This window comes from Aquabacterium sp. (assembly GCF_014378415.1).
Lineage (GTDB): Bacteria > Pseudomonadota > Gammaproteobacteria > Burkholderiales > Burkholderiaceae_C > Aquabacterium.
Map to the genome: position 1 here is coordinate 1 of NZ_JACMNS010000069.1, position 22,491 is coordinate 22,491.

Sequence of the window (22,491 nt, forward strand, 5' to 3'; positions counted from 1 at the left end):
GCCGTCATCGTCAACGAGTACAGCCTGGTCGTCGGCATCATCACCATCAACGACGTGATGAGCACGGTGATGGGCGGCCTGGTGATCTCGATGGACGAAGAGCAGATCGTGCAGCGCGACGCCAACTCCTGGCTGATCGATGGCATGACGCCCATCCCGGACGTGATGCAGGCGCTGGAGCTGTACGAATTGCCCCTGCAGGAAGACTACGAAACCCTGGCCGGTTTCATGATGGTGATGCTGCGGCGCATCCCCAAACGCACCGACGTGGTGGTTTGGGGCGGGTTCCGCTTCGAGGTGATGGACGTCGACAGCTACAAGATCGACCAGGTGATGGTGACCCGTGAGGTGACGCCTCCGGCCTCAACTCACATTGAGGCCAACAGCAGCTCGGCGTAATCCTCAGGCGTGGCGATGCGCGGGTTGGTTTTGTGGCAGTGGTCTTTCATCGCGCCGTCGATGACTTTGTCGAACCACTCGCGCTGAACGCCCAATTCGCCCAGGCCCTTGGCCAGACCCAGTCGTGCGTTCAGGTCGCGGATGGCCTGGGGGATGTCGCTGCCACTGCTTAAACCCATGGCGTGGGCCATGCGCTCCAGGCGGCGCTCTTTTTTGATCGATTCGGCCTGCGAATTGAACTGGATGACGGCGGGCAGGAACATGGCGTTGAGCGTGCCATGGTGCAGCTTGGGGTTCACGCCGCCCAGACTGTGGCTCAGGCTGTGGACCGCGCCCAAACCTTTTTGAAACGCCATGGCGCCCTGCATTGACGCGCTCATCATGTTCAGGCGCGCTTCGCGGTCGCTGCCGTTTTTGGTGGCGCGCTCGATGTGGTGCCAGGCGCGCTCCAGACCGTCCAGCGCGATGCCGTCGGCGGGTGGGTTGAAGGCCGGCGCCATGAAGGTTTCCATGCAGTGGGCGATGGCGTCCATGCCCGTGGCCGCCGTCAGGGCGGGGGGCAGGCCCAGGGTCAGTTCAGGGTCGCAAATGGCCGCTTTAGGCATCAGGTTCCAGGAGTGGAAGCCCAGCTTGCGACCGTCATCGACGATCACGATGGCGCCACGCGCCACTTCGCTGCCGGTGCCCGCCGTGGTCGGCACCGCGATCAAGGGCGCAGCCTGCGCCGTGATCTTGGGCGATCCACCTTCGATGGTGGCGTAGGTTTTCAAGGGGCCAGGGTGGGTGGCCATGATGGCCAAACCCTTGGCCAAATCAATGCTGGAGCCGCCACCCACGGCAATCAGGCCGTCGCACTTGGCTTGCGTCCAGACCTCGAGCGCGGCGCGCACCGAGGCTTCTGTGGGGTTGGATGGCGTCTGGTCAAAAATCGTGACCGGCCAATCCTTCAAGGCGTCCAGCGCCTTTTGCAGCACGCCGGCCGCACGCACACCCGCGTCGGTGACGATCAAGGGGTGCTTGATGCCCACCCGTTCGCACTCAGAGGCCAGCAGCTTGATGGCGCCGAATTCAAATTGGATCTGGGTGAGGTAGAGGATCGTGGACATGGCTTTTGACAGAAGGTTTCAAACGCGGGATACGGCGCACTTTACCTTGGCACAGCTTCAAAGCCCCCGCACTGAGGGGGCGCCCCAATTTTTGTTTAAAAACAGTTACACCGGTGGCCCAAAGGTGCAATACCATACGCGCCATCGGGATGAAACGGCCGTTTGAAACGTTCGTATCCCTGGAGACTGAATCGACCATGCCGACGGCCGCCCCCCGCTTGTCACCCACGGACACCAAATCCCGCATCCTGGATGCGCCCGAGGTTTTGTTCGTCTCTGGCGGTTTCGAATCGATGTCCATGCGCCAGATCACCACGGCGGCCGGCGTCAACCTGGCGGCGGTGAACTACCACTTTGGCAGCAAGGATTCGCTGATCCACGCGGTGCTGTCACGCCAGCTCGACCAGCTAAATGCCCAGCGCGTGGCCATGCTTGAATGGTTTGAAAACACCTTGCACGGCGATTTGACCTGTGAGCATGTGCTGGTGGCCATGTTCCTGCCCGCCGTGCGCATTTTTCGCAGCGGCACCCCGGCGGCCGAGCGCTATTTGCACTTCCTGGGGCGGGCCTACACCGATCCTTCGCCCGTGGTGCGCGACTTCATCAACAAGCACTACTTCGAGACGCTGGGCAGGTTCTTCCTGGCCTTTCAGCGCACTTTGCCTGATCTGAATCGCAGCGAACTGGGCTTTCGCCTGCATTTCGCCATGGGCGCGCTGTCGGGCATTTTGGCCGGTGGCAACACCCAGCGCCTGATCCGCGATTTCACACGGGGCGAGGGCGACGACGAATCGCTGATCCTGTCGCGCCTGGCCTCGCTGATGGTCGCGGCCCTGAAGGCCCCCCTGCCAGACGCCGAGCACGACACCCTGTTCGGACACATCTTGAAGATCCCCGGATTTCCCAGCCAGGGCCTGTTCCCCATTGCATCAAACACGCAGCCCAGTGAGGCGGCGAACACGTCAGCCTGATCAGGCTGGCTGGAAGGTGCAGTGCGCGATGGCTGCACTGACCAACGGTGAGGCGGCGTGGTTGCTGCCTCTTGATCCCAACCATGCCGTGGCGGCTGTGCACGCCGTCCGGCTGTTTTCTTGAAGCGATCAGTATGAAAGACGGTTACCTTGATTTTGCCAATTCGCCCATGGGCGCCAAGCTCATCAACGCTTTGGGCCTGCCCAAGCCCTTGCCGCTGGAACGCTACAAAGAAGGGCAGCCCGTTGTGCAAGGCACCGTTCTAATCGGTGGCGCTGGCGAAACTCCTATGCTGGAATCGCTGGCCAGCTTCTTCAAGTCCATCTCGGCCCAAACCATGGCGCACGCCAAGTTGCCGCAATGGGTGGCGGTGGCCAACAAGGCGGGCTTGACGACTGGCCGCTGGGGCACGGACGGCAAGCCCGGCGAGAAGGTCAAGGCCTTGGTGTTTGATGCCACGGGGCTGGACGACAGCACGCAATCCGATGCGCTGTACTGGTTCTTCCACGATGCTGCACGCTCGGTGCTGCCATGTGGTCGCGTGGTCGTGATCGGCCGCCCGCCAGAGCTGTGCAAGAACCCGCGCAAGGCTGCTGTTCAGCGCTCGCTGGAAGGCCTGACCCGCTCGCTGGGCAAGGAACTGAAGAAGGGCATCAACGTCCAACTGGTCTATGTGGCCGAAGGTGCCGAGGGCAATGTCGAGTCGACCCTGCGCTTCCTGCTGTCGCCCAAATCGGCCTATGTGTCGGCACAAGTCATCCACATCGGCGCGATCGTGGGCACGCAAGCCATTCCCGCTGATTGGAACAAGCCCCTGGCCGGCAAGAAGGCTTTGGTCACCGGCGCATCGCGTGGCATTGGCGCGGCGATTGCCGAGATCATGGCCCGTGACGGCGCCGAAGTGATCTGCCTGGACGTGCCGCAAGCGCAAGCTGGCCTGGACGAAGTCGCCAAGAAATTGGGCGGCACGGCCATCGCGCTGGACATCGGCGCGCCCGACGCCCCGCAAAAGCTGGTCGAGGCCGCCAAGGCCCAGGGCGGTTGGGACATCGTCGTCCACAACGCCGGCATCACCCGCGACAAGACCATCGCAAACATGAAGGAACACCTCTGGCAGTTGGTGGTCAACGTGAACCTGTCAACGCAAGAGCGCATCAACGACGCCCTGGTTGAATCCGGAGCGATCAAGAATGGCGGCCGCATCGTGTGCGTATCGTCGATCTCGGGCCTGGCGGGCAACATGGGCCAGACCAATTACGCGGTCTCCAAGGCTGGTGTGGTCGGCATGGTGCAGGGCACGGCCCCGATCTTTGCCGAGCGCGGCATCACCATCAACGCCGTGGCACCGGGTTTCATTGAAACGCAGATGACCGCGGCCATTCCCTTCGCCATCCGCGAAGCCGGTCGCCGCATGAACTCCATGAGCCAGGGCGGTCAGCCTGAAGACGTGGCCGAAGCCATCGCCTGGTACGCCAGCCCGGCCTCAAGTGGCGTCACCTCGAACGTGATCCGCGTGTGCGGCCAAAGCCTGATTGGCGCTTGACCGAGATCCGCCATGAAGCTCATCGAAGTCAACAAGTTGGTCAACCCGCTCACGATGTACGTGCGGGCCATGCAGTCCAGTACCAAACGACCGGGCGTGATCGAGTCTTTGCCAGAAGTAACCTACGTGCGTCCCCGCGTCAGGGTCGAAGAGGCCAACATCGCCAGCTATTCGCGGGTGTGTGGCTTCAGCCGCGCACACGGCGTGCCCATCACCTATCCGCAGATGCTGGCCTTTCCGCTGACCATGGGGTTTTTTGGCTCGAAGTACTACCCCTGGCCCGCCATGGGCACGGTGCACCTGGCCAACAGCGTCAAGCAACTCCAGCGCATCAATGTGGGCGACGAGTTGCGCATTGAGCTCAGTACCGGCCCGCTGATCGCGCACGAAAAGGGTCAGATCTTCACCTTGATGCAACGGGCTTTGCGCAACGACCAATTGGTGTGGGAAGGCACGCAGTACCTGCTGCGCGTCGGCGTTCGCCAGCCCAAGGGCCAGGCTTTTGCGTCGGCCCTGATCGACCCGACGCCGCTGTCGCACCAGGCGGATTTTTTCGCCGCGGGGGGCATTGGCCGCCACTATGGCCGGGTGTCGGGGGACATCAACCCGATCCACCTGTCCGGCATCACGGCCAAGATGTTTGGCTTTCGCAAAGCCATCGCCCACGGCATGTGGACCAAGGCCCGCGCCCTGGCCACCCTGATGCCACGCGAATCGCTCGATCAGGCCGAGGCGATGGTCGAGTTCAAGACGCCCTTGTTCCTGCCGGCCCGCGCCTCGCTGTGGTCGACACGCCAGGAAGATGGCGCCCTGTTCGAGGTTCGCAATGCCAAGGGCGACAAGCCGCACCTGCGCGGCCGGGTCACGTACTGATCGCTCCGACTGCTCCGCCCAATCCATTTTTCTGCATCTCACTTTAGGGATTCACCCATGAACACCATTCGCCGCGTCGCCATCATTGGTGGCAACCGCATCCCGTTTGCCCGCTCCAACACCGTCTACTCGCACGTGTCCAACCAGGACATGCTGACCGCCACGCTGCAAGGCTTGATTGACCGCTTCAACCTGCATGGCGAACGCCTGGGCGATGTCGCAGCAGGTGCAGTCATGAAGCATTCGCGCGATTTCAACCTGGTGCGTGAGACGGTGCTATCTACCACCTTGTCGCCCGAAACCCCGGCTTACGACCTGCAACAAGCTTGCGGCACCGGCCTGGAAGCCATCATGCTGGTGGCCAACAAAATCGCCTTGGGCCACATCGAGTGCGGCATCGGCGGCGGCGTGGACACCACGTCTGATGCGCCCATCGGCATCAACGAAAAGATGCGCAAGATCCTGATGGAGGCCAACCGCGCCAAGGGCACCATGGCCCAGCTCAAAATCATCGCCAAGATACGCCCCAGCATGCTGGTCAAGCCATCCATCCCCAAGAACGGCGAACCCCGCACGGGGTTCTCGATGGGCGAACACGCCGAGCTGATGTCCCGCGAATGGGGCATTGCCCGTGAAGACCAGGACCAGTTGACCTTCAAGAGCCACCAGAATCTGGCCCGAGCCTACAGCGAAGGCTTCTTCGCGGACTTGATGACCCCGTTCAAGGGCGTCACCAAAGACAACAACCTTCGCGCCGACCTGACGATCGACAAGCTGCGTTCGCTCAAGCCTTGCTTCGACCAGAAGGTTGCTCCTGGCCAAGGTACCTTGACGCCCGGCAATTCCACGCCCCTGACCGACGGCGCCTCGGCCGTCCTGCTGGGCAGCGAGGAATGGGCCAAGGCCCGCAACCTGCCGGTGCTGGCTTACATCACCTTCAGCGAAGTGGCCGCCGTGGACTTCTTCAACAAGAAGGAAGGCCTGCTGATGGCCCCGGCATACGCCGTGCCCCGCATGCTCGACCGCGCCGGCATCAAGCTGCAAGACTTCGATTTCTATGAAATCCACGAAGCCTTTGCCGCGCAAGTGCTGTGCACGCTGAAGGCCTGGGAAGACGCCAAGTACTGCAAGGAGCGCCTGGGCCGCGATCAAGCGCTGGGCTCGATCGACATGAGTAAGCTCAACATCAACGGCAGCTCGCTGGCCGCAGGACACCCCTTCGCCGCCACGGGTGGTCGCATCGTGGCGACGCTGGCCAAGATGCTGGCGCAAAAGGGCTCGGGCCGTGGCTTGATCTCGATCTGTGCAGCGGGCGGGCAGGGCGTGGTCGCCATCCTGGAACGGTAAAACTCGGTGCAATTTGAGAGGGGGGCTTTCAAACCTCCCTCACAGATTGATACACTTGTCCGCTTAACAGGCAACTCGCGGCAACCCTTGCTTCGGGAAAGCCCCTCCTGCCAAGCCATGTGCCTGGCGGGAATACGAGGAGACATCAGATGATCCCATCCGCAGCAGCAACGGCGTCGGCACCTGTGCCTGGCCAGTCCATCGTCAACCCTGACGGCACCACCAACCGCATTTGGTTGTCCTCGTATGTCAAGGGCGTGGCCCACGACATCGACATCAACAAGTACCAGTCACTCACCGAGTATTTCGACGAGTGCATCAACAAGTTCCGCGATCGTCCCGGTTTTGTCAGCATAGGCACCGAGATGATTAACTCCCGCCTGGACCGCCTGGTCAAGGAGTTTGCGGGCTATTTGCAAAGCAAGGGCATCAAGCAGGGCGATCGCGTGGCGATCATGCTGCCCAACACCTTCCAGTACCCGGTGGCGCTGTTCGCCGTGCTGCGCATTGGCGCGGTCGTGGTCAACGTGAACCCCTTGTACACGGCACGTGAACTGAACCACCAGCTCAAGGACTCTGGCGCCGAGACCATCATCGTGATGGAAACCTTTGCCAAGACGTTGCAAGACGCGCAAGCGGGCACCCAGATCAAGAACATCGTGCTGACGCAGATCGGCGATCTGCTGGCCGACGGCTTCTTCAATCCCAAGGGCTGGGCACTGAATTTCATCCTGCGCAAGGTTCAGAAAATGGTGCCAGCCTACAGCCTGCCCACCGCCATCTGGATGCGTGAAGCGCTGAAGCAGGGCGCCCAGGTCAAGGTCAAGCCCGTGGTCGTCAAACCCGATGACCTGGCCTTTTTGCAGTACACCGGCGGCACCACCGGCGTGGCCAAAGGCGCCATGCTGACCCACCGCAACGTGTTGACCAACTGCCAGCAGGCTTTGGCGTTCGCCGAAGGCCAGTTGACCGGCGAGACCGAAACCGTGGTCACCCTGATCCCGATGTACCACATCTTCTCGCTGACGGTGAACGGCCTGATCTTCATGGCGCTGGGTGGCCGCAACATCCTGATCGCCAACCCGCGCGACACCAAGCGCGTGATGATGATCCTCAAGAACGAAAAGTTCTCGGGCATCACCGGCGTGAACACCTTGTTCGCCTCCTTCCTGGAAGACCCGGCTTTCCGCAAGCTTGATTTCTCCAAGCTGAAGCTATCCATCGCCGGTGGCATGGCGCTGCAACGCAATGTGGCCGAACGCTGGAAGCAAGTCACCGGCAACGCCGTCGTTGAAGGCTACGGCCTGACCGAATGCTCGCCCATCGTGACGCAGGCCCCGGTTGACATCTCCAAGCCGGGCCCGATCTTCACCGGCAACATCGGTGTGCCCGTGCCCTCCACCGAAGTGCGCATGCGCCGTGAAGACGGTTCGTGGGCCGACATCGGCGAGCCGGGCGAATTGTGCGTGCGCGGCCCGCAAGTCATGAAGGGCTACTGGCAGCGCCCTGAAGCCACCGCTGAAGTCCTTGACAAGGACGGCTGGCTGGCCACGGGCGACATCGGCATCATCGATGACATGGGCTTCTGCAAGATCGTGGACCGCAAGAAGGACATGATCCTGGTCTCTGGTTTCAACGTGTACCCGAACGAAATCGAAGACGTGATCGCGATGCACCCCGATGTCAAGGAAGTGGCGGCGGTGGGCGTGGCAGATGATGCAGCAGGCGAACGTGTCAAGGTCATCATCGTGCCGCGCAATCCGGGCCTGACCAAGGAATCGATCATCGAGCACTGCCGCAAGAACCTGACCGGCTACAAGATCCCCCGCATCGTCGAGTTCCGCACCGAAGAGTTGCCGAAATCGCCCGTGGGCAAGATCTTGCGCCGCGAACTGCGCGACAAGAAGTAAACCGCTCGATCGAATTACCCCGGGCACTTGTGCCGGACAATGGCCCGCATGCTCACCCATGCGGGCTTTTTTCATGACCACTGAATTTCCGTTTTACCACCACTTGCGCGTTCGCTGGTCCGAGGTCGATGCACAGAAGGTGGTCTTCAATGGCCACTACCTGAACTTCCTTGACACGGCCATGTCCGAGTATTGGCGCGCCTCGGGCCTGCCTTACCCAGAGGGTTTCGTCCACCTGGGTGGCGACGTGTTCGCGCGCAGCAATGCCCTGCAGTACCACGCGCCAGCCCGCTTCGGTGACTGCTTGTCCATCGGCGTGCGCTGTGATCGCATCGGCAACTCGTCTTTGGTCTTTGCCTGGGAGATCCGGACCAGCGGACGGCTTCTGGTCACCGGCGAGACGGTGTATGTGTTCGTCAGCCTGGAGACCACCCGGCCAGCCCCGGTGCCCGAGGCCATGCGCCTGCAACTGGACCAGCAGAGGCAGGGTGCCCCGGTGCACGCATTGCGCAGCGGTGATTGGCCCAGCACGGCCTCCACGGCCCGGGCAGTGCGCACGGCCGTGTTCATTGAAGAGCAGGGCATTCCACAGGCCGAAGAATGGGACGAGGACGATGCCCTGGCCTGGCATGTGGTGGTCACCAACCTGGCCGGCTTGCCCGTGGCCACCGGACGCTTGATCACGGCGGGCATGCCAAAGGGTGAGGCCAAGATCGGCCGCATGGCCGTGCTGAATGGCAGCCGTGCCCTGGGTCTGGGCCAGCAGGTTTTGCAGGCCTTGATCGACGCTGCTCGGCAGCGGTCCATTGAGCGACTGACGCTGCATGCGCAAACCAGCGCGCAGGCGTTTTACCAGCGAGCAGGCTTTGCCCCCGAAGGCCCGGTGTTCGACGAAGTGGGCATTCCCCACATCGTCATGACGCTCAGGATTTGACCGGTCGGGTGCCCGAAGACTTGATCAAGCTGCGCGCGCGTGTTTTGCGCGCCGCCGGAATGGGCGGCAAAGCGTGGTTGTCGTGCTCGGACACATCGCTGCTTTCAAATGCCTCATCAGTGCGCATGCCCGGCGGCGGCAGGCTGGCGTCCAGGCGAGCCAACTCAGACGCGGCGGCCGTGTGCCGTGGCGGCCAGTTCTTCAAGGTGACGCGGCGCAGCAAGGCCATGCTCGACTGGTTGGAGTAAGTGCGTTCCAGCACATGCGTCACCAGGCGTTTGTTGACCCGCTCGGTGATGACCAAGGTGGAGCAGCGCGTGCCATAGGCACCATCGGGCGAGCGCACGAAGGCGGCGGACAGCAGGCGCTCCCACTCTTGAGGCACCCCGGTGTTGGGCAGCTGGTCGTCTGGGGCGATGGTCGGGTCGGTCAGGGCCTCGAACAGCTGCACCACCAGGCTTTCCAGGTCGGTGGTGCTGCTCAGCGCGGCCGTCATGCGGGCCTTCAAGGCCAGCACCTTGGGCCACGGTGTGTTCAAACCAGCGTTGGACACCCCGTGCAAACCACGCTCCAGACGCTGCGGGTACAGCTTGGTGTTGTTCACCCAGTAGGCCTCGCCTTCTGCAAAGTCCAAGGTCAGCAGGTTGAAGCCGTTGTAGCCCGACATGGCCAGGCGCGGCCACAAGCGGTTCATGGGGGTGTCCCCCTGCAGCCACAAAGGCACGATTTCACCACGCGAGGGGGCGGTCAGGTCCACTTGCGACGGGTCACGGACATTGGTGACCACGCCCAGTCTGCCGTGTGCCGTGAGGCCCAACCAAGTGCCCGCTGCCTGCAGATCGCGTCCACCCAGGATCGAGGACGCGCCTTGTCCGGGCTCCCACCAGCCCAGCCGATTGGCCGGACGGTCGAAGTACTCCTCGCGGTTGCCCGCCATCACAAAGGGAAAACGGCTGCTTTGATCCAGCGCCAGCGCCACCAAGCACATCAGGCTGTGTCCTTCTCAATCAATGTTGCTGAACATCTCGGCGTGCCGATCACCGATTTGCCCTGCGGGCAAATCCTGCGCGGCCAACTCGATCAAGGTGGCCAGCAGAACGCTGACGCCATCAGGATGCTCGTAGGTTTCCATCCAGGTCTGTGCTGACGCTTTTGCTTCGGCACGAACCCACAGCCTGGCCGTCAGATTTTCATGAGACTGCCGCAAGGCAGTTTGCATTTGCCGCACCGCGTTTTCAAACGCCTGAGCATGGGCCGGGTCCACCTTGTAGTAGATGAACAAAGCCTTTGCCGGAGCTGCATCTGCCGTGGTCATGGGTTCCTAAGGCGGTCAAGTGTGAAGAAGGTTACCCCGAGGACTGCGCTCTTGAAACATTGCGTTGCAGGCATGCGCCCAAACCGAGGCCAATTGCCGTTAAGAAATTGCCAGATCAATCGTCCGAGGTGCCCAGTGGGACTTCGTAGGGCATGGTGCCCAAGGCCAGGGCAGGGCCTTCGGAGGAACCGAGGTGCCATCCGTTCTCCAGCGCCTGCCATTTCAATTCGACCAGGGCGCTGAAGGCGGTGCTGGCTTGTCCATCGAGCGTCGGGATGGCTGCGGCATTGGCCACCATGCCGGCAGGCTGGCCTGGGTCCGCTGCTGAAAACACCTCTTGCCCGGCTTGGATGGGGGCGTTGCCATGCAGCAAGAAAGTACGCCGTTTAAGGGTGCCGCGGTATTGGCTGCGCGCCACGATCTCCTGGCCCGGGTAGCAGCCTTTCTGGAAATGCACGCCGCCCACCAACTCATAGTTGACCATCTGTGGCACGAACTGGTCCACGGTGGCCGGCTCGATCCGCACCACGCCGCTCATCACATCCAGCCACTGCCAGTAGGCCAAGGGCAGGGCGGGCAAGGCACTGACCAGGGCCTGGGCTGCCTCAACCGGCCCGATCCAAAGCCAGCGAGGGGCACCGAGCACATCGGGCAAGCGCACCACATGGCCACCGCTGGCGGCATGGGGGCTGGCTTGCCAGGGATCGGCCAGCGCCGAATCGCCCAGCCATTGACCAGCTGCTGGCCCCACCAGCCCCACGGCTGACAGGACGCTGGCGGCGTCGCTCAACCGGGCCTTGGCCCGCATCACGAACATGGACAGCCGCTTGAGCGCGGTGGGCAGCACTTGCCCGTCTGTGAGCAGCCAAAGGGTTTCTGGCAAGGGTTTGACGACGATGAAACTGGCCAGCATGCGGCCCTTGGCTGAGCAGAATGCAGCCAGTCTTGCCTGGTTTGACGTTTGACCCGTCACATCCTGGCTCAACTGACCATGAAGAAAGCTGGCCGCATCAGCGCCTTCGGCTGAAATGATGCCCAAATGGGACAGGGAAACGGCACCATTGAGCGCCTTGGGGTCTGGAAAATGAAAGTCTTGCATGGGGGTCATTATCATCACTGTCGTCAATTCCATCATTGGTCCACGGATGATCCCGATTAAGCTGCTATCAAACCACCGAAACTCAAGGCAACAACAAGGCGGCGTCACGAGCGTTTTGCTCGGATTGCTGCTGTTGTCTGCATTGGCTTGTGCCGGTGCCGTGTACTGGTGGGTGCACCAACCGCTGCGCATGCATGGCGATGACATCGAGCTGGCCATCGAGTCGGGCACCACCCCCCGCGAGATTGCCCGTGGCTGGGTCGATGCCGGTGTGGACGCCTCGCCCGTGATGCTTTATCAGTGGTTTCGCTGGTCGGGCCAGGCGCGGCAGATCCGGGCCGGCAGCTACGTGCTGGAGCCTGGCGCCACCCCCCAGTCCCTGTTGCGCATGATGGTGATGGGCGATGAGCGCCTGGCCGTGGTCAAGCTCATCGATGGGTGGACCTTCAAACGTTTTCGGGCCGAGATGGCGCGAGCCGAGGGCCTGCAGCCCACCACCGCCAAGCTAAGTGATGCGCAGCTCATGGCCCAACTGGGCAACCCTGCCTTGTCGCCAGAGGGGCAGTTCTTCCCGGATACGTATTCGTATGCCAAAGGCAGCGCCGATCTGGCGGTGCTGAAGCGGGCCCACCGGGCCATGCAAAAGCACTTGAGCGATGCCTGGACCTTGCGCGGTGCCACCAACAGTTGTCCTTTGAACTCGCCGCAAGAGATGCTGATCCTGGCCTCCATCGTGGAGAAAGAAACCGGCCTGCAATCTGACCGCCCGATGATTGCCGGCGTGTTTTGCAACCGCCTGCGCGTGCGCATGCCCTTGCAGACCGACCCCACCGTGATCTACGGCATGGGCGATGAATTTGATGGCAACCTCAAGCGCAGCCACTTGCAGACGGACACCCCTTACAACACCTACATGCGCAACGGCCTGCCACCATCGCCGATTGCCATGCCGGGCAAGGCAGCTTTGCTGGCGGCGGTGCACCCGGCCGAAACCAATGCCTTGTACTTTGTCTCGCGGGGTGATGGCAGCAGCGTGTTCAGCAGCACGCTGGCTGAGCATAATCGCGCGGTCAACCAGTACCAGAGAAAGCGCCCATGAGCCGGTTCATCTCGTTTGAAGGCATTGATGGCGCGGGCAAGACCAGCCACCTCGATGCCTTGGAAAGCCAGCTGCGCCAGGCAGGGCGCGACGTGGTGCGCACGCGTGAACCGGGCGGAACGCCCCTGGCCGAGAAGCTGCGCCAAAGTGTTCTGCACGACCCCATGGACGCGCTGACCGAGTCTTTGCTGGTGTTCGCCGCGCGCCGCGATCACCTGGTCCAGGTCATCGAGCCCGCGCTGGCGCGAGGCGCCTGGGTGCTGTCCGACCGGTTCACCGATGCCACCTTTGCCTACCAAGGCGCGGGGCGGGGGTTTGACTTGAGTGTGCTTAGCACGCTTGAAAAATGGGTGCAAGGCCACCGGCAGCCCGATCTGACTTTTCTGTTTGACCTGCCGCCCGCCGTGGCGGCTGCACGTTTGTCGGCGGCGCGCCAACCCGATCGCTTCGAAGCCCAGGACACCGCTTTTTTTGAGCGGGTGAGGGCGGGTTACCAGGCGCGACTGCAGGCCGATGCCCAGCGCTTTGCGCTGATTGATGCCAGCGCCAGCCCGATTGACGTGGCTCGCCAAGTCGATGCCGCCCTTCAATCCAAAGGCTGGCTGTGAGCGATTTGCTACCTTGGCTTCACGAACCCCTTGCCCAGGCTTTGGCGCAAGCGAATGGTCACGCCACCTTGGTCCACGGTCCCCAGGGCGTGGGTCAATTCGAGTTCTCCATGGCGCTGGCGCAGTCCTGGCTGTGCGAGGCCCAGGCGCCTGGCAGCCCGTTCAAGCCAGCTTGCGGTGCCTGTGGCAGTTGCCACCTGATCTCGGCGCGCTCGCACCCCGACCTGGTCGTGGTGGTGCCCGAAGCCCTGCAGGCCGCTTTGGGATGGACAGGCTCGGGCGAGGACGATGAGGGCGCGTCCGAAAAATCAGGCAAGACCAAGAAGCTCAGCCAGGACATCAAGGTCGAGGCCATCCGCGCGGTGGTGCAGTTCTCGCAGCAGACCTCCTCGCGCGGCCGCGCCAAGGTGGTGGTGGTGCACCCGGCCGAACGCATGAACATGGTGTCCAGCAACACCTTGCTCAAGACCCTGGAAGAGCCGCCCGGCGTGGTGCGCTTTGTGGTCAGCGCCGCGTCGCTGGACGAATTGCTGCCCACGGTGCGCAGCCGTTGCCAGGCCTGGCGCCTGCCTTTGCCGGACAAGGTCGCGTCCATCACCTGGTTGCGCGAGCAGATCAATGGCCTCAGTGACGCCGATGCTGCCGTCTTGCTGCAAGCCGCCGGAGGCCAGCCGCTGACCGCCCGAGACCGCCACGCCGTGGGCCTGGACGCCGTGCGCTGGCCGCAGATTCCGCGCGATGTGGCGCAAGGGCAAAGTGGCGCGATGGCGGGCTGGCCGCTGCCCTTGGTGGTTGAAACCCTTCAAAAGCTGTGTCACGACCTGGCCTGCATGGCCACGGGCGCTGCGCCCCGGTACTTTCCTGAAGGCAGCTTGCACCGCAATGGTGATCTGACCCGGCTCACGGCCTGGTCGGGCGAGTTGCGCAAGGCCAGCCGCACCGCAGAGCACCCGTGGAACCTGAATTTGAGGGTGGAATCATTGTTGCAACAAGCCCGTCTGGCCTTGCGTTTCAACAAGTAAAGGGGCTTACCCCGCGCTTAAATTCACGTTTATCACCAGCAGCCGACGTTACACTTTCACCACGATGAGCGAATTCCACACCACAGCCCTGCCGTCTGCCTTTGCCAACGCCGGGCCAGGTAAGGCCAGCACGAACCCCATGGGTGGTGTGGCAGGCGCGGTACCGAGTGCCGCTGTGGCCCGTCCCAGCGTCATTCAATTGGTGTTCCGTGAAAAAGGCGCGCTGTACGCCGCCTACATCCCTGCCTTTGCGGATGGCGGTTTGTTCGTGCCCACCACGCGTGACTACAAGCTGGGCGACGACATCTACCTGCTGCTGTCCCTGCCTGACGAAGCCCAACGCTACCCCGTGGCGGGCAAGATCTCATGGATCACGCCGGCCAATGCGTCGGGTGGCCGCACCCAGGGTGTAGGCGTGCGTTTTCCGTCTGACGAGAAGACCCGCCTGCTGCGCATCAAAATCGAGCAGGCCCTGGGCACATCGCTGTCATCGAACAAGCCGACTCAGACACTTTGAGGCAAGATCGGGATTTGCTTCATGTTTGTCGATTCGCACTGCCACCTCAATTTCCCCGACTACGCTGACAAGCTGGACCAGGTGCGCGCCGAGATGGCGCAAGCCCAGGTCGATCGGGCCTTGTGCATCAGCACCACGCTGGAAGAGTTTCCGCAAGTGCACGCCTTGGCCACACGCTTCGACAATTTCTGGGCGACCGTGGGGGTGCATCCGGACAACGAAGAAGTGCAAGAGCCCACAGTGGCCGATCTGGTGGAGCGCGCGACCTTGCCACGCGTGGTGGGCATCGGCGAGACCGGCCTGGACTACTTCCGGCTGGGCGAGCGCTCCGTGGCCGACATGCACTGGCAGCGTGAGCGTTTTCGTGTCCACATCCAGGCCGGGCTGGACACCAGCTTGCCCTTGATCATCCACACCCGCCAGGCCAGCGATGACACCATCGCCATCCTGACAGAATCGGGCCAGCACCAGTCGCGGGGCGTGTTCCATTGCTTCACCGAAAGCCAAGCTGTCGCGCGGGCTGCGCTTGACTTGGGTTTCTACATCTCGTTCTCGGGCATCCTGACCTTCAAGACCGCAGCGGACCTGCGCGAGGTGGCCAAGTTCGTGCCGCTGGACCGCTGCTTGATCGAAACCGACAGCCCCTACCTGGCGCCCATGCCGCACCGGGGTAAAACCAATTCGCCCGCTAATGTGGCCTTGGTCGGCCGTTTCCTGGCAGAACTTAAGGGGGTTGAACCCGAAGAGTTAGGCCGCATCACCACGCGCAATTTCGAGCAATTGTTCGCAATACCGCCGCTTACCGCAGCCTTGAACTGACCCAGAGTTCAAACCCTTGTCAGACAATTTCTGACAGACGGTTTGGATTTTCGGCGACTACCGCCCCCGGACCGTGAAGCCTAAAGTCAACCCATCGAAACGGCACTTCTTCACACCGGAGTCAGTATGCAAAACACAGGTCTTTACGCCAATCCCTTCGCCCTCATGATGGATCCCCAAGCCGTGATCGCAGCCATGGAGCGATCGGAACGTCTGAACCACTTGCAAAGCCGCATTTGTCGCCCGCTGGACAAGCCCCTGATTCCCCACATCAACGGCGACACCAATGCCTTTGATCAGGAAGTCGACAGCGCACCCGATCTTGAAAACGACATCATCGGCGCGGACTGATTAACGGCTTGGCGACGGTGTCATTGCTGGCCTGCGGTGGCCAGCCAGCGCAGCTCAACCCGGCGCCCTGCGCGCGACAAGCTCAGGCACATGGCGGCATAAATGGCCGCCACGAACAAGTAGCCTTCAAGGTAGTAGGGACGCCATTGCGGGTCTCCACCCAGGCTCAAGGACAAAGCCCCCGTCAGTTCATGCAGGCTCACCACCATCACCAATGAGGTGTCTTTGAGCAGGCCAATGGCATGGCTGACCAAGGCCGGCAACACCGCCCGCAAGGCCTGGGGCAGCACGACCAGCCTTTGGGTCTGCCAGCCTGACAGGCCCATCACCTTGGCGGCGTCGAACTGGTCTGAACCCACGGTTTGCAGGCCGCCCCGCACGATCTCGGCCAGGTAAGCGGCCGAGAACAAGGTCAACGCGATCATCACGCGCCACAGCAGGCTGACCTCGAAGCGGGCAGGGATGATGGCCGGTAGCATGAAGGCGGCCATGAACAAAACCATCACCAAAGGCACACCGCGGGTGACTTCAATGAACCCCGTGCAAGCCCAGCGCACCCAAGACCACTGAGCCCTGCGGCCCAAAGCCAAAGCAATGCCCAGCGGCAAAGACAGCGCCATGGTCAGGCCAGCCAGGATCAAGGTCAGCGGCAATCCGCCCCATTGATCGGAGGGCACGACCACCAGGCCGATCAGGCCGCCGTGCATCAGCAGGCCCACCATCAGCGATACCAGCACAGCGCCCCAAACCACGCCACGAAGGGACAAGTCCCAAGGGCGCCACAGCAAGGCACCGGCGCCCAGCAACATCAAAGGCAGGGCCAGCAAAGGCCGCCATTGCTCGTCATGGGGATAGCGGCCAAACAGCAGCGGGCGGATTTTCTCGGTGATGACGCCCCAGCACGCACCTGAACGTTCCAGCGCATGACAGGCTGCCTCGTCGGGCCTGAACACCGCCTTCAAGACGCCCCAATCCAGCAGCCTCCAGGCGGCATAGACCAGCGCCACCCAGAACAAAGCCGACATTGCCGTGGAGATCGTCCCGGTCTTTTTCATGCACTGCCCTTGAGCGCGTGTCGCGCGTTGAACCAGTTCATCAAGGCTGCGGTCAGCAATGACAGCATCAGGTAGATCGACATCATCACCAGGATGCATTCCACCGCGCGGCCGGTCTGGTTCACGGCGGTGTTGCCCACCGAGACCAGGTCGGGGTAGCCCACGGCCACCGCCAATGAAGAGTTCTTGATCAGGTTCAGGTACTGGTTGGTCATGGCCGGGACCATGGTGCGCAGCGCTTGCGGCAACACCACGCGCAGCATCACCTGGTGGGGCCGGGCACCCAGTGTTTGGGCAGCCTCGCTCAATGATTTTGGCACCGACTCCAGCCCCGCCCGAACCACCTCGGCGATGAACGCTGCCGTGTAGGTGACGAGGGCCATGAAAACGGCCAGGTATTCGGGCGTGACCGTGGCCCCGCCGGTGACGCTGAGCCCGTCCTGGGCGGGGATGCTCCAGAACCAGGCGCCCTGATGGGCCACCAACCAGGGAAAACTCAGGCCACCCTTGCTCAGGGTGACACCTGCCACCGACCCCAAAGTTTGGGTGGTGTCCGGCAACCAGTCGAGCAGCAAGAAGTACCACATCAGCAGCTGCACCAGCAAAGGCACATTGCGAACCACGTCGATGTAGACGTTGCCTGCGGTTCTCAAGCCAGGGTGCACTGACCGCCGTGCCAGCGCGACCAAGGTGCCCAGCACCGTGGCGAACACCAAGGCGGGCAGGGACACCCGCAAGGTGTTGCCCAGGCCCACGGCCAGGGCCAGCCACAGTGGCTGGCTGGCGTCGTAGACCAACAGCCCCGTCTCGCCAATGCCGAAGCCCGCCGGCTGGTTCAGGAAATCAAACATGTCAGCGGATGGGTGGTGCGTACATCAAGCCGCCCTGGCTCCACAGGCGATTGGGCCCACGGGGCAGCTTCAGCAGGGAGCCCGAACCCACGTTGCGCTCGTACACCTCGCCATAGTTGCCCACGGTCTTGACAATGCGGTAAGACCAGGTTTTGTCCAGGCCCAGCAACTTGCCCATGTCCTCGCCGGTGCCCACAAATCGTTGGATTGATGGCGATGGGCTGGTGCGAAAGCCGTCGATGTTGGCTTGCGTCAAGCCCAGTTCCTCGGCTTCGATCAAAGCGAACACCGTCCATTTGACGATGGCAAACCATTCGTCGTCACCGCGCCGAATCAAGGGGCCCAGAGGCTCTTTGGAGATCAACTCGGGCAGGATCATGTAGTCCTCGGGGTGTGGCGCTTCCTTGTTGCGCACGATGGCCAGGCCCGAGGCGTCGGTCGTGTAGGCCTGGCAGCGGCCCGAGAAGAACGCCTTGAAGGCGGCCTCGAACGAGTCATACACCACGGGCTTGAACGGCACGCCTTGCGAGCGAGAAAAGTCTGACAGGTTTTTCTCGGTGGTGGTGCCCGACTGGATGCACACCTGCGCATTGCGCAATTGCTTGGCGTTGCTCACCTTGAGCTTTTTGGGCACCAGAAAACCCTGTCCATCGTAGTAAGTGACGGCCGCGAAATGAAAGCCCAGCGAGGCATCGCGCGTCAGGGTCCACGATGTATTGCGCGACAGCAAATCAACCTGGCCTGACTGCAGGGAGGTGAAGCGCTGCTGCGAGTTGAGCGGCACGAAATTGACCTTGTCGCCATCACCCAGCACGGCAGCCGCCAGGGCCCGGCACACGTCAACGTCCAGCCCAGCCCAACGGCCTTTGCTGTCAGGCGCTGAGAAGCCCGCGACGCCGGTGCTGACCCCGCATTGAACCTTGCCACGCTCGCGGATGGTGTCCAGCGTTTTACCGGCCCAGGCCGGAGCGCTCAGCGTGGCCAAAAAAACGGAGATGGCCACGGCAGCCCAGCGAAAGCAGTTCAATGTTGTCCAGCGCATTTTTGGGCTATTTCGCCTTGCAGTTGATCGGTAAAAAAGCCGGGGGGATGTCCGTCTTGTCGGTGCCCTTGAGTGTCATTTTGTCGGGGGCTTCGGCGTGGCCACACACCCAGGTCACTGGGACGATCGGGGCGTCTTCAATCACGGCCGGGCGCAAGGTCAGGACCTTGCCCTTGATGGCCCCGTTCACACGGTTGCCAAAGGTGATGTGGATGGCGCCATCGGCCACCGCCACACTGCTGACCACGTTGTTGACGATCTTATCGGCGCTGGGCAGGCTGGCCGCAGCGTTGTCGGTGGGCAGCACCTTGGAGACGGCCCATGAGGCGGCCACCGGTGGCTTGGCGATGGCCGCCAGCGCCACGCCTTCTGCGATCTGGTCCCGGATGATCTTGCCCTGGTAGCTCGGCATGGCGATCAAGGCCAGGATGGCGATGATCGCGATCACCACGAGCATTTCGATCAGGGTGAAGCCGCGGTGAGCCTTGGTCATGGATGGAGCCGTCCGATGCGTTGCAGGTTCGACCATTGTGCCAAGTCGGCGGCGCGGCCAGTGGTTCGAATTCAGGCCGTGCGTTGTCAGGGCGACAGCATGCGGAAAAAATCCCGCGAGAAATCATCCGCTGGGAAGAAGGTTTCAACCCGTAGCTCTTCGGCCGTGATGTCCAGCGCGGTGCCAAAGGTGGACACCATGGAGAAGACCTTGAGGGTGTGCCCCCCCAGGTCGTACTCCAACGGAAGCCGCAGCGCCTGCTGGAGCCTTCATTCAAGGTGATAGTAAAACTACCAAAAGGCTGAATTACGACAATTAATGCAAAAAATAGGTTTCAATGGGCGGATTTTAGATGCTTGATACGCTTGTTTTTCATGGCTATGATGCATTCATTGTGAAGACTGCCAACCTGACACCCCAAGAGCTCGAAGCAGAGCTTGGTGAAAAACTCAAGACTCTTCGGCTCGCCAAAAACCTGGGCCAGAAGACGCTGGCCGAGCGGGCAGGCATCAGTGTGCGCGCCGTGCGCAGTCTCGAGAACGCGGAAGGCTCCACGGTCAAGACCCTGGTTTGCGTTCTCCGTGCGCTGGGCCGCGAAGCCTGGCTCGACACCGTCGCACCCATTGCCACCGTGAGCCCTCTGGCGCTGTCACGTGAAGCCGGACCTCGGCAACGTGCCTCGCGGCGCGCGCGCACTGAGCAGCCTTGATAGGGCGCCAATCCGCATGGTCACCTCACCACGAAAAAACCCCAGGGCTTACAAGCACGTCAATGTCGTCGAGGCCTACCTCTGGGGCGAGCACATCGGCTCGGTGGCACTGGACCAGCGCTATGGGTACTACGCTTTCCAATACACACCGGCGTTTGCCAATCAGGCCATTGAACCATCTCCGCTGCGCATGCGGGCAAATCCAGACGAGGTCTACCTGTTCACTGACTTGCCAGACGCCACCTACAAGCGCCTGCCAGCGCTGCTGAGCGACGCGCTGCCCGACGACTTTGGCAACGCGCTCATCAACCGGTACATGGCCGATCAAGGTATCGCCGCTGCAAACGTCACGCCCCTTGACCGGCTTGCCTACATGAGCACCCGGGCGATGGGCGCGATGACGTTCAAGCCGACGCGCGGACCGGCCAAGCGCAAGCCAACGGCCATCGCATTGAGCGAACTCGTTGAAGAGGCCAGAAAGATCGTGACCGGCCACCTGGATGGTGACGACCACACGAACGCGGCGTTGCGCAGCATCATCGACGTCGGCACCTCGGCAGGCGGCGCGCGCGCCAAAGCGGTCATCGCCTTGCAGCCGCAGACGAATGAAATCCGCTCCGGCCAACTCGATGCCCCCGAAGGGTTCGAGCATTGGCTACTCAAGTTCGACGGGATGGGGCTGGACAATGAACTGGGTGCGTCGCAGAACTACGGCCGCATCGAATACGCCTATCACCTGATGGCGCGCGCAGCAGGGATCCAGATGACCGACTGCCGGCTCTTGAGCGAAAACGGCCGCGCCCACTTCATGACCAAGCGCTTTGACCGCGAGGGGCAAACCGGGCGCCATCACATGCAAACGCTCTGCGCGATGGACCACCTTGATTACAAGAAGAAGGGGGCCAATGCCTATTCGCAGCTGTTCACGGTCATCCGGCAATTGAACCTGCCCTACGAAGACCAGGAAGAAGCTTTCAGGCGCATGGTGTTCAACGTGATGGGGCGCAACTGCGATGACCACACCAAGAACTTCTCGTTCCTGCTGCGGCAGGGCGGTAAGACTTGGGCGCTGTCGCCGGCCTATGACGTGACGTTTGCGCACAATCCCACCGGCGAATGGACGAGCCAGCATCTCATGGCGGTCAACGGCAAGTTCAAGGGCTTTGGTGTTGATGACTTGCTGGCCGAGGCTGCGCGTTTCGGTGTGGGCACAGGCCGCCGCGTGATCGAGCAGGTTCGCGCTGCCATTGAGCATTGGCCGAAGTTTGCGCGTGAGGCTGAGCTTCCCGAAGATGAGATGGTGAGGCTACAGAAGCAGCATTTGCTACTCATCTAGGCATCACTCCACAAGGTTGGTCACCTGCAAGTTAACTATCCACGATGTATATTATGTTAACTAAATGCTTCGTCGATCAAGCGCGGCATTCACGTCAGCTGGCCGCTATAACCGCCGGATTCATTCAACGACAATCTGGCCTTAAGCAGCGATACGGCTTGACGGACGCCGAATGCCGGTGGCAGCGCCAATCTGGCCAGTTCCGGGTGACACGGGGCAGCGCCGAGTTGGTGATGGATGCCAGCCATGGGCTGGTTGTTCCTGGCGTCGTGGCGGTGGTTGAGAGCGGTGGGCGTCGGTCCGGGGATAGCCGGTCCTCTTCGGCCACGGTGGCGCTTAAGGGGGCCCTTAAATGAGTGTGCTGCCGAATAGAGACGCCCAATCTGGCCTCAATGCCTCGGTTTGCTCGCCGATAAAGTAATGAGTTCGACATTCCCGACAGTGCGCAGCAGTGACTGCTTCGTCGCACTCACCCCAGAAAGCACAACAAACACATCATGCGCAACAACCAGCCTGTCTCCCAACGCGAATACGACTACGCTGACGATGCGACCCTGATGTCGGTGACCGACACGCAGAGCCACATCACCTACGCCAACGCCGCCTTCATCGCGGTCAGTGGCTTTGATCGTGAAGAAGTCCTCGGCCAGCCGCACAACATGGTCCGACACCCCGACATGCCCAAGGAGGTCTTTGCCGACATGTGGCAAACGCTGAAGGGCGGCCAGTCGTGGTCGGCTCTGGTCAAGAACCGCCGCAAGGACGGCGACCACTACTGGGTGCGGGCCAACGCGACGCCGGTGCGGCGGAACGATCAATTCGTAGGCTATATGTCGGTGCGCACCAAACCCACGCGCGACGAGGTGCAGGCCGCGGAAGCGCTGTATTGCAAGATCCGCGAAGGTCGAGCCGGCAGTCGCGCGATCTACAAGGGCATTCTGATCCGCACCGGCATGATGCGCTGGACTTCGGTGCTGCAGACGGCTTCCATTGGCTGGCGTATCGGCGCTGGCGCCCTGGCCGGGATCGGGATCGTTGTCGGTGGCGGCGCAATGGCGGGACTGACGGCAGGCGCTTTGGGCATCGTTGCC

The 22,491-nt window shown here is 62.1% G+C and carries 25 protein-coding genes; 16 read left to right on the forward strand and 9 right to left on the reverse strand.

The genetic code is table 11. The features are described 5' to 3' along the window. A partial coding sequence (locus H7225_RS06735) for a transporter associated domain-containing protein (RefSeq protein ID WP_290660131.1) occupies window positions 1-399 on the forward strand: 399 nt, incomplete at its 5' end. Here H7225_RS06735 and H7225_RS06740 read toward each other — a convergent pair. Then, complete coding sequence (locus H7225_RS06740) at window positions 369-1,505, reverse strand: iron-containing alcohol dehydrogenase (RefSeq protein WP_290660133.1); 1,137 nt, start codon at window positions 1,503-1,505, stop codon at window positions 369-371. The genes H7225_RS06735 and H7225_RS06740 overlap by 31 nt on opposite strands. 197 nt (window positions 1,506-1,702) lie before the next feature. Between H7225_RS06740 and H7225_RS06745 the strand changes: the two genes are divergently transcribed. From H7225_RS06745 to H7225_RS06770, 6 genes are all read left to right on the forward strand, one after another. Further along, window positions 1,703-2,476 (forward strand): TetR/AcrR family transcriptional regulator, encoded by a 774-nt coding sequence (locus tag H7225_RS06745; RefSeq protein WP_290660135.1) that lies wholly within the window; start codon window positions 1,703-1,705, stop codon window positions 2,474-2,476. 134 nt (window positions 2,477-2,610) lie between these two features. Continuing rightward, entirely contained in the window at window positions 2,611-4,020 is a 1,410-nt protein-coding gene (locus H7225_RS06750; protein ID WP_290660137.1) for a 3-oxoacyl-ACP reductase, read from the forward strand. Between the two features lie 12 nt (window positions 4,021-4,032). Beyond that, window positions 4,033-4,893: a MaoC/PaaZ C-terminal domain-containing protein gene (locus H7225_RS06755; protein WP_290660139.1), complete on the forward strand. Its 861-nt coding sequence runs from the start codon at window positions 4,033-4,035 to the stop codon at window positions 4,891-4,893. Between the two features lie 57 nt (window positions 4,894-4,950). After that, window positions 4,951-6,240: an acetyl-CoA C-acetyltransferase gene (locus tag H7225_RS06760; RefSeq protein ID WP_290660141.1), complete on the forward strand. Its 1,290-nt coding sequence runs from the start codon at window positions 4,951-4,953 to the stop codon at window positions 6,238-6,240. Between the two features lie 152 nt (window positions 6,241-6,392). Further along, window positions 6,393-8,150 carry an AMP-binding protein gene (locus tag H7225_RS06765; protein WP_290660177.1) on the forward strand — a complete coding sequence of 586 codons (1,758 nt, stop codon included), beginning with the start codon at window positions 6,393-6,395 and terminating at the stop codon, window positions 8,148-8,150. 73 nt (window positions 8,151-8,223) lie between these two features. Continuing rightward, window positions 8,224-9,084 carry a YbgC/FadM family acyl-CoA thioesterase gene (locus tag H7225_RS06770; RefSeq protein ID WP_290660143.1) on the forward strand — a complete coding sequence of 287 codons (861 nt, stop codon included), beginning with the start codon at window positions 8,224-8,226 and terminating at the stop codon, window positions 9,082-9,084. On the opposite strand, the gene H7225_RS06775 is transcribed toward H7225_RS06770, so the two are convergent. From H7225_RS06775 to H7225_RS06785, 3 genes are all read right to left on the reverse strand, one after another. Further along, window positions 9,074-10,072: an NRDE family protein gene (locus H7225_RS06775; RefSeq protein ID WP_290660145.1), complete on the reverse strand. Its 999-nt coding sequence runs from the start codon at window positions 10,070-10,072 to the stop codon at window positions 9,074-9,076. The two genes, H7225_RS06770 and H7225_RS06775, sit on opposite strands and share 11 nt — an antisense overlap. A gap of 15 nt (window positions 10,073-10,087) precedes the next feature. Continuing rightward, a complete protein-coding gene (locus H7225_RS06780; RefSeq protein WP_290660147.1) occupies window positions 10,088-10,399 on the reverse strand; it encodes a DUF4936 family protein in 312 nt (103 codons plus the stop codon). 115 nt (window positions 10,400-10,514) lie between these two features. Next, window positions 10,515-11,498: a folate-binding protein gene (locus tag H7225_RS06785; RefSeq protein WP_290660149.1), complete on the reverse strand. Its 984-nt coding sequence runs from the start codon at window positions 11,496-11,498 to the stop codon at window positions 10,515-10,517. A 133-nt stretch (window positions 11,499-11,631) separates the two neighbouring features. Between H7225_RS06785 and mltG the strand changes: the two genes are divergently transcribed. The 6 genes from mltG (at window position 11,632) to H7225_RS06815 (ending at window position 15,914) form a co-directional block, all read left to right on the forward strand. Then, window positions 11,632-12,597 (forward strand): endolytic transglycosylase MltG, encoded by a 966-nt coding sequence (gene mltG / locus H7225_RS06790; RefSeq protein WP_290660151.1) that lies wholly within the window; start codon window positions 11,632-11,634, stop codon window positions 12,595-12,597. Next, window positions 12,594-13,205 carry a dTMP kinase gene (tmk, locus tag H7225_RS06795; RefSeq protein ID WP_290660153.1) on the forward strand — a complete coding sequence of 204 codons (612 nt, stop codon included), beginning with the start codon at window positions 12,594-12,596 and terminating at the stop codon, window positions 13,203-13,205. Before mltG ends, tmk begins: the two co-directional genes overlap by 4 nt. Beyond that, window positions 13,202-14,227: a DNA polymerase III subunit delta' gene (locus H7225_RS06800; RefSeq protein ID WP_290660155.1), complete on the forward strand. Its 1,026-nt coding sequence runs from the start codon at window positions 13,202-13,204 to the stop codon at window positions 14,225-14,227. The genes tmk and H7225_RS06800 overlap by 4 nt, the downstream gene beginning before the upstream one ends. A 139-nt stretch (window positions 14,228-14,366) precedes the next feature. Then, complete coding sequence (locus H7225_RS06805; RefSeq protein WP_290660179.1) at window positions 14,367-14,744, forward strand: PilZ domain-containing protein; 378 nt, start codon at window positions 14,367-14,369, stop codon at window positions 14,742-14,744. 21 nt (window positions 14,745-14,765) lie between these two features. Continuing rightward, a complete protein-coding gene (locus H7225_RS06810; protein ID WP_290660157.1) occupies window positions 14,766-15,563 on the forward strand; it encodes a TatD family hydrolase in 798 nt (265 codons plus the stop codon). Window positions 15,564-15,689: 126 nt separating this feature from the next. Then, window positions 15,690-15,914: a hypothetical protein gene (locus H7225_RS06815; RefSeq protein WP_290660159.1), complete on the forward strand. Its 225-nt coding sequence runs from the start codon at window positions 15,690-15,692 to the stop codon at window positions 15,912-15,914. A 20-nt stretch (window positions 15,915-15,934) separates the two neighbouring features. Here the strand turns inward: H7225_RS06815 and H7225_RS06820 are convergent, their stop codons facing one another. The 5 genes from H7225_RS06820 to H7225_RS06840 all read right to left on the reverse strand — a co-directional run bounded on the left by H7225_RS06820 (window position 15,935) and on the right by H7225_RS06840 (window position 19,597). Beyond that, window positions 15,935-16,969, reverse strand: a complete 1,035-nt coding sequence (locus tag H7225_RS06820; RefSeq protein WP_290660161.1) for an amino acid ABC transporter permease — start codon at window positions 16,967-16,969, stop codon at window positions 15,935-15,937. Then, a complete protein-coding gene (locus tag H7225_RS06825; RefSeq protein WP_290660163.1) occupies window positions 16,966-17,820 on the reverse strand; it encodes an ABC transporter permease subunit in 855 nt (284 codons plus the stop codon). Before H7225_RS06825 ends, H7225_RS06820 begins: the two co-directional genes overlap by 4 nt. A gap of 1 nt (window position 17,821) precedes the next feature. Then, window positions 17,822-18,862, reverse strand: coding sequence for an amino acid ABC transporter substrate-binding protein (locus H7225_RS06830; RefSeq protein ID WP_290660165.1), 1,041 nt, complete (start codon window positions 18,860-18,862; stop codon window positions 17,822-17,824). Between the two features lie 7 nt (window positions 18,863-18,869). Further along, window positions 18,870-19,355, reverse strand: a complete 486-nt coding sequence (locus H7225_RS06835; protein WP_290660167.1) for a pilin — start codon at window positions 19,353-19,355, stop codon at window positions 18,870-18,872. Between the two features lie 86 nt (window positions 19,356-19,441). Next, a complete protein-coding gene (locus tag H7225_RS06840) occupies window positions 19,442-19,597 on the reverse strand; it encodes a hypothetical protein (protein ID WP_290660169.1) in 156 nt (51 codons plus the stop codon). 152 nt (window positions 19,598-19,749) lie between these two features. Here H7225_RS06840 and H7225_RS06845 point away from each other — a divergent pair, with 152 nt between their 5' ends. The 3 genes from H7225_RS06845 to H7225_RS06855 all read left to right on the forward strand — a co-directional run. Continuing rightward, window positions 19,750-20,064 (forward strand): helix-turn-helix transcriptional regulator, encoded by a 315-nt coding sequence (locus H7225_RS06845; protein ID WP_290660171.1) that lies wholly within the window; start codon window positions 19,750-19,752, stop codon window positions 20,062-20,064. Beyond that, window positions 20,009-21,400 (forward strand): type II toxin-antitoxin system HipA family toxin, encoded by a 1,392-nt coding sequence (locus H7225_RS06850; RefSeq protein ID WP_290660173.1) that lies wholly within the window; start codon window positions 20,009-20,011, stop codon window positions 21,398-21,400. Before H7225_RS06845 ends, H7225_RS06850 begins: the two co-directional genes overlap by 56 nt. 497 nt (window positions 21,401-21,897) lie before the next feature. Beyond that, window positions 21,898-22,491 (forward strand): PAS domain-containing protein (locus H7225_RS06855; protein WP_290660175.1); only part of this gene is annotated, 594 nt, incomplete at its 3' end.